Origin of the sequence: Sphingosinicella sp. CPCC 101087, assembly GCF_004151485.1 — a bacterium.
Classification (GTDB): Bacteria; Pseudomonadota; Alphaproteobacteria; order Sphingomonadales; family Sphingomonadaceae; genus Allosphingosinicella.
The window spans coordinates 160,308-171,995 of record NZ_SBFF01000014.1; the positions used below are offsets into that span (position 1 = coordinate 160,308).

Consider the following 11,688-nt stretch of genomic DNA (forward strand, 5'->3'; position numbering starts at 1 on the left):
ACCTGCAGGCCCGGACCCCGATCCATGAAGAGATCACCCAAGCGCCCGGCCCCGATCTCCCGAATGACGGCGGCCGCGGCCCCTAATGCCGCCGGTCGCCAGGGCCGCAGCGAGCGGGACCGGATCGCTGACCCCCGCCTCCTGTTCAACCTCGTCTCAGCGGGACCACGTTGGAATGGGGGTTCACGACGCGCTCGATCGCTGCTGCGAGGTCGGCCCGGCGAAACGGCTTGTCGAGCCGCGGGAGATCGGGCGCCCCTTCGGCGGGACCGGCATAGCCGGTGATCAGCAGCAGCGGAAGTTCGGGCCGGCTCTCTCGAATGCGCTGGGCCAGCTCCGCACCGTTCATCTGCGGCATCGTATAATCGGTGACGACGATGTCGATGTCGAGATCCGGCAACTTGGTCAGCGCGTCCAGACCGCCCCTTGCCTCGGTCACCGAATGGCCCAGTTCACGCAGCATGTCGGCCGTGGCGGCGCGTACGAGCTGCTCGTCGTCGACGAGGAGGATCGACAGGGGGCGCATGTTCCGCACCGGCTCGTCGGAGGGGGCGACGCGAAAACGCACGGCCTGTTCGGAGGCGACCGGCAACCACAGATCGACGCGCGTGCCTTCGCCGGGCGTGCTGGTGAGGCGGAAGCCTCCGCCCAGCTGGGACGCCAGCCCGTGCACCATCGAGAGCCCGAGCCCGGTGCCCTTGCCGACCTCCTTCGTCGAGTAGAAAGGCTCGACGGCGCGCGAAAGCGTCTCTTCGTCCATCCCCGCGCCGGTGTCGATCACGGACAGGCGAATGTAGAGGCCCGGCGTGACCTGCGGCACCTCGCCCGGCCCGAGCGCCTGCACTTCCGCCGCGACCGTGAGCAGCCCGCCCGACGGCATCGCATCGCGCGCGTTCACGCACAGGTTGAGCACCGCAAGCTCGAGCTGATGCGGATCGGCGAGAACGGGTGGCAGATTCTGGTCCAGCCGCAGCTGGAGCTCGATGGTGGCACCGATCGAACTGGCGATCAGGTCGCGCATCCCGTCGAGGAGGGTTTCCGGGTCGACCGGCCTCGTCTGCAGCGCCTGCCGGCGAGCAAAGCCCAGCAGCCGCTGCACCAGCGTTCGCGCGCGCTCGGCCGACTCCAGTGCTCCGCCGATCAGCCGCTTGGCCCGCGCATCATCCTTGCCGTAGCGGCGATTCAGGAGATCGAGCACACCGGTGATCGGCGTCAGCAGATTGTTGAAGTCATGCGCCACGCCGCCGGTGAGCTGGCCGAGAGTCTCGAGCTTCTGCGCCTCGTGAAGCTGAGCGAGCGCCGCCTCGCGTTCGGCCGTCGCCGTCAGGATGCGCTGCTCGAGCGAGGCGGTGAGCTCGCGCAGCTCCTCCTCCATCGCGCGCCGGGCGGAGATGTCGGTGAACAGGACGGCAACCCGCCGGTCCGCGGGATCGCCGAGCCGAAAGGCGTGGACATCGTACCAGCGACCCAGCGCCTTGGCCGAATTCTCGAACCGGATGGCTTCTCCGGTAAGTGCGACCCGTCCATAGATGTCGAACCAATGCTGTTCGTGCCCGGGCACGAGTTCGCGCATCCGGCGGCCAGGCGCATCGGCCATGCCTGTCTGACGAACGAATGCCGGGTTGATTTCGACGAACCGGTAGTCTGTCGCCTTTCCGTCCGCGTCGAAGACCATTTCGATGATGCAGAATCCGGCGTCGATCGACTCGAACAGGGACCGATACCGCTCGCTGCTTTCATGCAGCTCCTTGAGCCTCGCGCGTGCATCATATTGGCGCCGGCGGCCGCGCAGCGCGGATCGGGCGAGGCTGACGAGCGTCGTCGGATGGAAGGGACGTTCCAGGAAGGTCACGTTGCCGAGCAGCCCGAGATAGCGGCTGGCCGCCGGATTGCGCTCCAGGCCTCCGCCGCCGGTCGTCAGCAGCACGAACGGAAGGTCCGACCATTCCTCTTGGCGCGCGATCCAGGCGACGAGCGGGGTGGCGTCGGCGGTCGCGACCGCTTCCTCCGTTACGAGGACGAAGCCGACTCCCTCGTCCATGGCTTCGAGCAAGACAGGAATGGACGGGCAGGCCTGCGCGTCGATGCCGGCCTCGGCCAATATGCCGCAGGCGACGGCCGCATCCCGTCCGCGCGGAGCGAGCAGCAGCGCCCGCTCGGAAGTCCCGCCGGGGCTCACGCGTCCGGCTCGAGCAAGTCCGGCCCCTTGCCTACCCACGTCGGCACGCCCCGCAGGACGCCCTGGAAGTCGGTGAGCGGCTGGCCCAGCGTCACACCGCCGCCGTCGATCCGATATTCCCGGATGGAATCCTCATGCGCGCCGTTGCGCTTCTTGACGACGGAAATGGCGCGGCGCACGCGCCCGCGCGCCTCGAAATAGCGCAGCAGGATCACGGTGTCGGCCAGATAGGTGACGTCGACCGGGGAGCGCATGTCCCCCACCAGCCCGTGCTGCGCAACCGTCAGGAAAGTCGTGGCGCCCTGTCGGTTCAGATATTGGAGCAGCTCGTGCATGTGCAGGATGAGCGCGCTCTCCCCAGGCATGGCCGCCTGGTAGCCGTTGAGGCTGTCCAGCACCACGGTGCGGGCGCCATGGACCTCGACGCAATGCCGCACCCGCTCGGAGAATTGGCCCGGCGCGAGCTCGGCCGCGTCCACCTGCTCGAGGACGAGCAGATTCTTGTCGATCATCGCCTGGAGGTCCAGGCCGAGGCCTTTGGCACGATCGATCAGGAGGCTGCGTTCCTCGTCGAAGACGAACATCGCCGCAATCTCGCCCCGGGCGATTGCGGTCGCGATGAAGGTGAGCGTGAGGATCGACTTGCCCGTGCCGGCCGGCCCGAGGATAAGGACGCTCGAGCCGCGCTGGACGCCCCCGCCCAGGAGCGCGTTGAGCTCGGCGGAGGGCGATGACAACACGTCGCGGGAAAAGCGAGTGCGATGCTCGGCCGAGACCAGGCGGGGAAAGACCCTGACGCCGCCGGTCTCGATGGCGAGGTCATGGAAACCGCCGCGGAACCGTCGCCCGCGATATTTGATGACCCTGAGCCGACGTCGATCGGATCCGTAGTCGGGCGCTAGTTCCTCGAGCCGCACGACCCCGTGCGCCACGCTGTGAACGGTCTTGTCGTGCGCATCGGAGGTGAGATCGTCGAGCAGCAGGACGGTGATCTGCTGGCGGGCGAAATAATGCTTCAGCGCCAGGACCTGGCGGCGGTAGCGAAGCGAGCTCTGGGCAAGCAGGCGAATTTCCGAGAGGCTGTCGAGCACCACCCGGTCGGGCTTGGCCCGCTCGACGGCCTCGAAGATGCGCTTCGTGGTCTCCCCCAGCTCCAGGTCCGACGAGTAAAGCAGGCTCTGCTGCTGGTTTTCGTCGAGCAGGTTCTCGGGGGGCACGAGTTCGTATATCTCGACGCCGTCGAGCGACCATCCGTGCGACGCGCCCGTCGCCCTCAGCTCGTCTTCGGTCTCCGACAAGGTAATGTACAGCACCCGCTCTCCGGCGGCCGCACCTTCGAGCAGGAACTGGGTAGCGATGGTGGTCTTGCCCGTTCCGGGGCTCCCTTCGAGGAGGAAGATTCTACCCCGGACCAGGCCCCCGCACAGCACGTCGTCCAACCCTGATATGCCGGTGGCGGCATCTTCGGACGTCGATATGTTCAAGCTTGCTCCTCCGGCTCCGACAATGAAGATGCTCCACCAACTCACGACAAGCCCGGCGTTTCCATCGGCGGGCCCGGGCTGCGGCCCCCACGCGGGCCAGGCGACAAGCCCGAAACTCGCTCCGGCGGCCGTGGTGCACCGGATTTGGACCTCGGTGCTGGCCGGGCCATACAGGTCTTCGGCGGGGGGTCCCGTCCGAAGAAGGACGCCGGTGCCGCCTGTTCGCGCCGCGACCCAATGCCGGATCTCGAATCGTCGACCGCTCCCGGAAGGGGTCGAGGATCTTGAACGTCACCCAGGCCATTGAACTGGCTGCGTGCCTAACTATCTCGCCGCGCTGCGGGTTCAGCAGGCGACGAAAGCGCGGCCCGACCGCCTATCCCCTCGCCTGCGCCCTCCAGGCCTGGGCAGCGGAAGCCCCATTCGCTCTCGTCGCGCCGTGACCATGCGCAAGCCGCCTTACTGGCTTCTCAGCCCTCAAATTCCATTGATATTTCGTGCGCGCTCCCGGCAGCAATAACGTTCAAGCCTCGCCTCGCCGGCCGAGTTAGGATCGGCGGATGAGCAGAACTGTCGATCCTTTTCCCGCCGACAGGTCCTCGCGGAAGCGACGGGCGCGCTCGAGCGAGCGGAGTTCCGCCACGCCCCGCTTTCGGCACGGGCAGGCCAGGACGATGTGACCCTGACAATCGTAACAGCAGAACGCGAGGAGATATCGCATGCACGGTGAAAGCCGGTGTCCCGACGTCGACGCCTATATCGAACAGGCGGGGGATTTCGCCAAGCCGATCCTTCTCCATTTGCGCGAGCGGCTGCACGCCATCTGCCCGCAGGTGGACGAAAGTCTGAAGTGGGGCATTCCTCACTTCGATTATTGCGGCCAGTTCATGTGCATGATGGCCGCATACTCCGGCCACTGCTCCTTCACTTTCTGGAAACAGGCGCTCATGAGCGATCCTCGATTGCGGGAGAACCCGTCCCTTAAGGCCAACAAGCGCTATCTGGGCAATCTGAAGGTGATGTCGGATCTCCCGCCTGAGCCCGAGCTTACCAGCTTGATCAAGGAGGCGATGAAGCTCAACGAGGAACGAGTTGAGCTTCCCGAGCGTGCGCCGAAGCAGACGGCCGAGATCGCGATGCCCGAGGCGTTCAGGGAGCGGCTCGCCGCGAACGACGCCGTCCGTCAGATCTTCGAGAGCAGGTCTCCGTCCTTTCGGAAGGAATATCTGGTCTGGATCAGCCAGGCGAAGACCGAGGCCACCCGCGACAAGCGTATCGCCGAATCTCTGGCTTGGATCGCCGAGGGAAAGTCGCGGTTCTGGAAGTATCAGAAGTAGATGCCTGGCACGCTGCAGATCCGGATTTCCAGATCGCAAGGACCGGAAGCCGGATATTGTCTTCCGCCGCTCGACGCCGAGCGAACAGCAGCGATGCAGACGCGGCGCAGGCGTGCGCGTGGCGCACGCCTGACCTGCCATCGGAGACATATGTCGAGGACCAAGTATCGAGAAGAATCAGCTTGGTGAAGGCATTCGCGCAGCGTCGATTCTGCACCGTAGCACGGCTGCGGGTCGCGAGTTTCGCGAGTTCCCGACCAATGGCTTCGGTGCGGTGAGCAGCGAGAAGAAATTTTCCGAGCGCGTGTCGGGTCGACGAAACCCGCAACGTCCTTGAGCAGAACGGCACAACTTCAATCAGGGAGAGACGACAATGGCCAAGATGATCTTCGTGAACCTTCCCGTCACCGACCTCGCAGCCTCGAGCCGCTTCTACGAGGCGATTGGGTGCGAGAAGAACGAGCAGTTCAGCGACGAAAACACCGCTTCGATGGTGTGGTCCGACACCATCACCTTCCACCTCATGACGCACGGCTATTTCGCTACCTTCACGAACAATCCGATTGCCGATGCGCACTCGACCACGGGAATGCTGATCGCCCTGAGCCGCGACAGTCGAGAGGAGGTCGACCGGATGGCCGAGGCCGCGGCCGTGAGTGGCGGAAGGGCCGACGTGCGCGAAGTCCAGGACATGGGTTTCATGTATGTCCGCACGATTCAGGACCCCGACGGGCACGTCCTCGAGGCGGCGTGGATGAACATGGAGGCCGCAGCCGACATGCCGGAGGGGCAGCCGCAATAGCGGCGCCGTGGCGGCTCAAGGATTCCTGACGGAAGCACCGCCGGCCCGCCTGCTGATCCTCCCGCCACGTCGCTCCGCGGAATCATGACGTCGGCCGACGGCATCGTTGCGCTCGTTACGCCATTCCTGGACGACGTCGCACCGCCTATGCCGGATGGATTCCTCCAACGAGGGGTCTAGCGCGCTTCCGACCCGCGCAGGGAACCGAACGGGCCGGGACGCCACTTTAGGCATCGATGGGCCTCAAAGGGGCCTGATACGGGCCTATGCCTCACCGGCTGAGCACCATCCATGACGGACGGGAGAAAACCATGTTCATCATTCTTGGCGGTACGGGACATGTCGGATCGGCGGCGGCGAAAGCGCTCCTCGACCAGGGCGAGGCGGTCACGATCGTCACGAGAAACCCTTCGAAGGCCGAGCCAATGAGGGCTCGCGGCGCGGCCATAGCCGTTGCCGACGTGAGGGATGTGGAGGCCATGCGGCAAGTCTTCCGCCGCGGCAGGCGGCTGTTCATGCTCAATCCGCCTGCGGATCCCGCGACGGATACGGATGCCGTCGAGCGGGAGACGATCCGATGCCTCCTCCAGGCCCTCGACCAGTCCGGCCTGGAGAAAATTGTGGCCCAATCCACTTACGGCGCACGACCGGGCGAGCGTTGCGGCGATCTCACGACGCTGCACGAGCTGGAGGTGGGTCTGGGGAGGCAAGAGATACCGGTGAGCATCATCCGCGCTGCCTACTACATGAGCAACTGGGATGGTCTGTTCGACGTCGCCGTCGCCGATGGCGTATTGCCGACCATGCTTCCGGAGGATCTCCGCATTCCGATGGTCGCACCCCAGGATATCGGGAAGTTCGCCGCGCGGCTTCTGGCGGAGCCGGCCGAGAGGACGGGCCTCCATCACGTCGAGGGACCGGAACGCTACACGCCTCGAGATGTCGCCATCGCTTTCGGCAAAACGCTCGGGAAGCCCGTACGCCCCGTGGCGATCCCACGGGATCAGTGGATCGAAACGTTTCGCGAGCTCGGCTTTTCGGAGCCCGCTGCCGCGTCCTACGCCCGCATGACGGTCGTAACGGTGGATGAAGCTTATGAGCCGCCGGAGGCGCCCGTCCGCGGCGAAGTGACTCTGGAGCGCTATGTGGAGGCGCTATCCCGACGGCCGGCGCCAAGAATGTGAGCCATGCCCACGGCGGATGCACTCGCGTTCGCCAATCGTCTCTAGCGGAGTTTCTGCCCATGACCGACTATGGCACCCCGTTCCGCTCTCTCATGCGCTTCTATGAAGCGGAGGCCAAATATTCCGCCTCCGGAGCTCCACGGGACCGCGATCTCCTACTTTCCACCTTGCATCCGGAGATCGTCCTGCATCAGCCCGCGTCGCTCCCTTATGGCGGCGAATGGCGGGGCCGGGAGGGGTTCGGGCACTGGCTGGACTCGTTCACGCAAACCTGGACCAATATCGAACCCGTCGATCCGCTCTTCTACACCTGCAGCCCTGACGTCCTCGTCTCCACGGTGACGATGCGGGCGCGAGCGCGCTCGACCGGATTGAGGATCGAAATGCCGATGTGCCAGGTGATCCGGTTCGCGGACGACCTTCCGATCGAATGGCGAAACTTTGCATGGGACACGGCTCTGATGCTGCAAGCGCTTCGACAATGAGATCGAGGCTGGAGGAAGCGGTGAAATGGGCGTGAGCGAAGCGGCAGGGACTGTGATTCGCAGTGCGGTGGAGGCCGATCTCGATGTCCTGGCCCATCTCTGGCTCGATGGATGGCACGATGCGCACGCGGCCCTGCTGCCGGAGCTCAGGCGATGGCGAACGTTCGAGAGTTTTCGAGGGCGCCTGCGCCAGGCGCTGGCGGACGTGCGAGTCGCCGAACGGGACGGGACGGTGGCCGGGTTCACGTTGCTGAAGGGTGACGAGCTCGACCAGTTCTATGTCTCGGCTCCGGCTCGCGGCTCGGATGTGGCGCCGGCGCTTATGGCGGATGCTTTGGCGCGGCTCGGTGCCGCTGGCTTCGCGACGGCGTGGCTCGCCTGTGCGATCGGCAACGTGCGCGCCGCGCGCTTCTATGAAAAGGCTGGATGGCGATTTGCCGGCGTGATGACCAGCCGGCTGCCAACTCCGGAAGGGCCCTTCTCCCTGGAGGTCTGGCGGTACGAGATCGACCTCGATCCGGCTCGGTAAGCAAAGCGCAGCATTTCATCGCTCCCCGCCGCCCTGTCCCGGCTGGTCGGCCTCAGGTCGGGATGAGCCGGTTTGAAAAGTGAAGGGCGGAGAATGGGAAATCTTCCGTCCCCCAATGCCGGAGCGCGCGGAAGAGCTTCTCGTAATAGCCTCGCTGGTAGGCTGACGGAGTCACCCACCAGCTGACGTCGACGTCGCAAGCGAGCAGCTCGTCCGAAAGCGGCGTGCGTCGTCCAAGCGGGTAGAAGTAGCAGCAGCCGAGATATTCCTGCCCGCTGTGCACGGCATAGCTGAACGAGTATCCGTCCCGGAACTCGCATTCGTGCCAGACGAGGTCGATGAAATTGCCGTCCTCGGTGACCGGCTCCGTCGGCCAGCCCCCGCCGCGAGTGCTCGAGATCAGGTCCAGGCTGGCGTTGATGCCGGCCACGTCCTCGCGCAGATGCTCTCGACTGAGGGCCGTCGCCACGATGTCGTCGAACATCAGCTTGTCAGGCGCGGCAAATCCTGCGGGCAACACGATGCGCTTGATGAGGTGCGAGTAGTCCACCGACGTCCCTCCCGTCCCGGCGCTTCGGGAAGCGCGCTATTGAAGGGGCACGCTGAGTGCAAGCGGTCGATACGAAGCCTTTGCCGATGACGCTTCTGGGAAACGATGTCCGGTTCGGCGGATCGTCGTCAGAGCGCCGGGAGCCGGTCGAAAAAGGTTGCACCCGCTTTCCCATTTATATAAGTGCTTATGCATGATCGATTCTCCAGGCCTTGGCACACGTTTGAGGCACCTGATTCTCGAACTCGATGGCGCGGTCCAGGCCGCCTACGACAAGGCTGGCATGGAGTTCCGCCCTCGCTTCTACCCGGTCGTGAAGTTCCTCCAGGCGCGCGGTGCCGCTGGAATCGTCGAGCTGGCGCAAGCATGCGGCGTCAGCCAGCCCGGCATGACCCAGACGATCCAGGAGATGCGGCGGGCCGGCCTGCTGGTCTCGGCGACCTCCGAAGACAGGCGCAGCCGATTGATCGCGCTTTCCGACAAAGGTCGGTCGGTCGCTGCGGTGCTCGAACGGACATGGCAGGCCGTCGACCGCGCGGCCAGGGAGCTGGACGAAGAGCTCCCCAACAGCCTCTCCGGCACTGTCGACGCGGCGCTCGCAGCTCTGGCGGAGACCTCATTCGCTTCACGTATCGAAAGGCACTTATGATCCGCGTCCTCATATTCCTCCTCATGTTGGTCGGTCCGAGCATGGCCGGCGCGACGCCGCTCACGCCGCGTGATCAAGCGGCGATCCTGGGAGCCACGGCGGACCTGCTCCGGGATCGCTACGTCGACGCCGCGCTCGGCGCCCGCGTCGCTCGCCAGCTCCCGGGCCAGACCTCTCGCTGGGCGGACCTCACCGATCCTCGAGCCTTCGCATCAGCCGTCACGGAATGGCTGCGTCATGCCTCGGAAGATGGGCATCTCGCCCTCGCCTATAGCGAGCAGCCGATCCCGGAGGGCGACACCCAGGCCTTCACCGAAGCGGAGCTCGATCGGTTCTACGGCCCCAAGGTAAACCACGGTGTCGAGCGGATCGAGCGACTGGACGGGAACGTCATGCTCCTGGACCTGCGTGTCTTTCCGCCGCCCTCCATGGCAGCCGACGTCATCGCCGCAGCCATGACGCTGGTAGCGCAGGGCGATGCACTCATCATCGATCTTCGCAACAATAGCGGCGGAATGGAAACCGCCAATCTCATTACCGGCTACCTGCTCGACGAGCCGACCATGTCCTTGAGTGGGCGCTACGAGCGTCCCACCGACACGCTCACGGCGAACCTGTCTCCAGTGTGGGTCCCTGGACGCCGCTTCGGCGGAACCAAACCCCTCTACATCCTGATCTCGCAGCGCACCTTCTCCGCCGGCGAGGCGGTGGCCTATGACCTGCAGGCGTTGGGCCGGGCGGTCGTCGTGGGGGAGCAGAGCGGAGGCGGCGCCAATCCGTTCGAGTACCGCCGCGTGCATCCGCATTTCGCATTGAGCCTCCCCGAAAGCCGCTCGATCAATCCGATAACGGGCTCCAACTGGCAGGGGCGAGGCGTGACGCCTGACGTGCCGACCCCGGCCGGCGAAGCGCTCGACAAGGCCGTCGCCCTTGCCAAGGAAGCGATCGCGCAGGGACGAAGCGGGCAGCAAGCCCGCTCGTCCGGGACAGAGGGGTAGCCCGACCCGAGCGAGGCTTGAGGTGAAGGCCGTGGGAAGGCGGCATCGGGTCCGGGCTGATTGCCGTAAGGCCGGGCGAATGATAATCATCGGACCGCCGAGCCAATAGGAAAGTCCATATGGTCCGGGACGCGGTCACGCGGCGCCGTTTCCTCGAAGGGGCCGGCGCGACGGCGCTGGCCGCTGGCGCCGCCTTCCCGGCATGGGCGAGCGCGCCGCGCTCCATGCGCTATGTGGACAGCCTCTGCACCCTACCCGACGATCTTTCCGAACTGGGGCACGCACGCCTATCGGCGATGATCTGCGACGTATCCAACGGCCAAGGTATCTATAATGGCGACGGTACCCCGGATTATTTCCGCACCTACGACGCCAATATCGACCGAACGGTCGCCCGGCTCACGGGCAGCGCGGAAGGCTTCGTCGCCCTGCGAGGTAGCGACGTGGGGGCTCGACCCGGCTGTGCCGTCTTCATGCAGTTCCAGACATGCGTTCCGATCGGCACGGACCTTTCGCGCCTCGCATATTTTCACGGGAAGGGACTGCGCGTCCTGCAGTTCACGCATAGCTCTGACGACCTGTTCGCCGGCAGCTGGCTGCAACGCGTACAGACCGGCCTGACCCCCCTGGGTATGGACGGGCTGGCCGAGATGAACCGGCTGCGGATCGTACCCGATGTCGCGCACGGATCAGTGCCGACCATGCTGGACGTCGCTAGGCGGAGCGCGACCCCGATCATCCTCTCGCATGGCGCGGCAAGGGCCATCGTCGACCATCCGCGCTGCGCCCCCGACGAAGTGATCCGCGCCCTTGCCGACACGGGCGGAACCATGGGGATATTCATGCTGAGCTTTTGGCTCACGCGCGACCCCGTTCCGACGATCGATCATCTTCTGGCGCAGATTCGCCATGTGGCGAAGGTCGGCGGAATCGACTCCGTCGGCATCGCCAACGATTTCTCCATCGCGGGAGCCAGCAATATCGGCGAGCTGCTGGAGGGCTACCAATCCTGGTGGACACGGATGCACGAAGCCGGGACTCCCGGGTTCCAAGTCCCACCCCGCCATGTCGTCATTCCCGAGCTCAACCGGATCGACCGGATGGAACGCATCCATGCGGCACTGGAGAGTGACGGGTTCAGGCAAGAAGAAATCGATAAGATCATGGGACTCAACTGGACCCGCGTGCTGACCGACGTGCTTGGGTGAGCGGCTGGCAATCGAATGGGGCCTGCCAAAGCGAGGGAAGACCGGCTGGCGCGAGCCCAGACGACGAGCGCCGTCCCAGACTTCGGGACGGCGCAGGGACGAATGGGGGCTAATCGCGCCGGACGCGCGCGCCTTGATCGTCCCGGTCAGCCCCAAGCCGTTCTCGCGTCGCGGAAGATGCTAAAGGGCCTTTCGGGGGAAGGGTTTCAGAACCTCATCCGGAAGCCGGCATTGGCGCGAAGGACGTTGCTGTCGCCGAAATTGGACAGAGCGGTGTCGGCCG

Annotated in this window: 11 protein-coding genes; 8 read left to right on the forward strand and 3 right to left on the reverse strand. The window is 65.3% G+C overall.

The window, feature by feature from the left end:
• Positions 1-145 precede the first annotated feature (145 nt).
• Together EKM57_RS20245 and EKM57_RS20250 are read right to left on the reverse strand one after the other, a co-directional pair.
• Positions 146-2,179, reverse strand: a complete 2,034-nt coding sequence (locus EKM57_RS20245) for an ATP-binding protein (RefSeq protein ID WP_243451162.1) — start codon at positions 2,177-2,179, stop codon at positions 146-148.
• On the reverse strand, positions 2,176-3,627 hold the full coding sequence (locus EKM57_RS20250; protein ID WP_129794363.1) for an ATPase domain-containing protein: 1,452 nt from the start codon (positions 3,625-3,627) through the stop codon (positions 2,176-2,178). Before EKM57_RS20250 ends, EKM57_RS20245 begins: the two co-directional genes overlap by 4 nt.
• A gap of 755 nt (positions 3,628-4,382) precedes the next feature.
• On the opposite strand from EKM57_RS20250, the gene EKM57_RS20255 reads away from it, so the two are divergent.
• The 5 genes from EKM57_RS20255 to EKM57_RS20275 all read left to right on the forward strand — a co-directional run bounded on the left by EKM57_RS20255 (position 4,383) and on the right by EKM57_RS20275 (position 8,000).
• Positions 4,383-5,000: a YdeI family protein gene (locus EKM57_RS20255; protein WP_129794345.1), complete on the forward strand. Its 618-nt coding sequence runs from the start codon at positions 4,383-4,385 to the stop codon at positions 4,998-5,000.
• A gap of 373 nt (positions 5,001-5,373) precedes the next feature.
• Entirely contained in the window at positions 5,374-5,802 is a 429-nt protein-coding gene (locus tag EKM57_RS20260) for a VOC family protein (RefSeq protein WP_129794346.1), read from the forward strand.
• A gap of 311 nt (positions 5,803-6,113) precedes the next feature.
• Positions 6,114-6,986 (forward strand): NmrA family NAD(P)-binding protein, encoded by an 873-nt coding sequence (locus tag EKM57_RS20265; protein WP_129794347.1) that lies wholly within the window; start codon positions 6,114-6,116, stop codon positions 6,984-6,986.
• A 59-nt stretch (positions 6,987-7,045) separates the two neighbouring features.
• Complete coding sequence (locus EKM57_RS20270; protein WP_129794348.1) at positions 7,046-7,471, forward strand: nuclear transport factor 2 family protein; 426 nt, start codon at positions 7,046-7,048, stop codon at positions 7,469-7,471.
• Positions 7,472-7,496: 25 nt separating this feature from the next.
• Entirely contained in the window at positions 7,497-8,000 is a 504-nt protein-coding gene (locus tag EKM57_RS20275; RefSeq protein ID WP_129794349.1) for a GNAT family N-acetyltransferase, read from the forward strand.
• 52 nt (positions 8,001-8,052) lie between these two features.
• Here the strand turns inward: EKM57_RS20275 and EKM57_RS20280 are convergent, their stop codons facing one another.
• A complete protein-coding gene (locus tag EKM57_RS20280; protein ID WP_129794350.1) occupies positions 8,053-8,550 on the reverse strand; it encodes a GNAT family N-acetyltransferase in 498 nt (165 codons plus the stop codon).
• Positions 8,551-8,773: 223 nt separating this feature from the next.
• On the opposite strand from EKM57_RS20280, the gene EKM57_RS20285 reads away from it, so the two are divergent.
• The 3 genes from EKM57_RS20285 (at position 8,774) to EKM57_RS20295 (ending at position 11,405) form a co-directional block, all read left to right on the forward strand.
• Entirely contained in the window at positions 8,774-9,199 is a 426-nt protein-coding gene (locus tag EKM57_RS20285) for a MarR family winged helix-turn-helix transcriptional regulator (RefSeq protein WP_165357572.1), read from the forward strand.
• On the forward strand, positions 9,196-10,197 hold the full coding sequence (locus EKM57_RS20290) for a S41 family peptidase (RefSeq protein WP_165357573.1): 1,002 nt from the start codon (positions 9,196-9,198) through the stop codon (positions 10,195-10,197). Before EKM57_RS20285 ends, EKM57_RS20290 begins: the two co-directional genes overlap by 4 nt.
• A 119-nt stretch (positions 10,198-10,316) precedes the next feature.
• The gene (locus EKM57_RS20295; protein WP_129794364.1) at positions 10,317-11,405 is read left to right on the forward strand and encodes a membrane dipeptidase; all 1,089 of its coding nucleotides are present in this window, start codon (positions 10,317-10,319) and stop codon (positions 11,403-11,405) included.
• Positions 11,406-11,688: the final 283 nt, after the last annotated feature.

Bases quoted from the DNA above. Each gene is read 5' to 3' on its own strand.
- EKM57_RS20255 (WP_129794345.1), top strand. From the start codon at position 4,383: ATGCACGGTGAAAGCCGGTGTCCCGACGTCGACGCCTATATCGAACAG.
- EKM57_RS20260 (WP_129794346.1), top strand. From the start codon at position 5,374: ATGGCCAAGATGATCTTCGTGAACCTTCCCGTCACCGACCTCGCAGCC.
- EKM57_RS20265 (WP_129794347.1), top strand. From the start codon at position 6,114: ATGTTCATCATTCTTGGCGGTACGGGACATGTCGGATCGGCGGCGGCG.
- EKM57_RS20270 (WP_129794348.1), top strand. From the start codon at position 7,046: ATGACCGACTATGGCACCCCGTTCCGCTCTCTCATGCGCTTCTATGAA.
- EKM57_RS20275 (WP_129794349.1), top strand. From the start codon at position 7,497: ATGGGCGTGAGCGAAGCGGCAGGGACTGTGATTCGCAGTGCGGTGGAG.
- EKM57_RS20290 (WP_165357573.1), top strand. From the start codon at position 9,196: ATGATCCGCGTCCTCATATTCCTCCTCATGTTGGTCGGTCCGAGCATG.
- EKM57_RS20295 (WP_129794364.1), top strand. From the start codon at position 10,317: ATGGTCCGGGACGCGGTCACGCGGCGCCGTTTCCTCGAAGGGGCCGGC.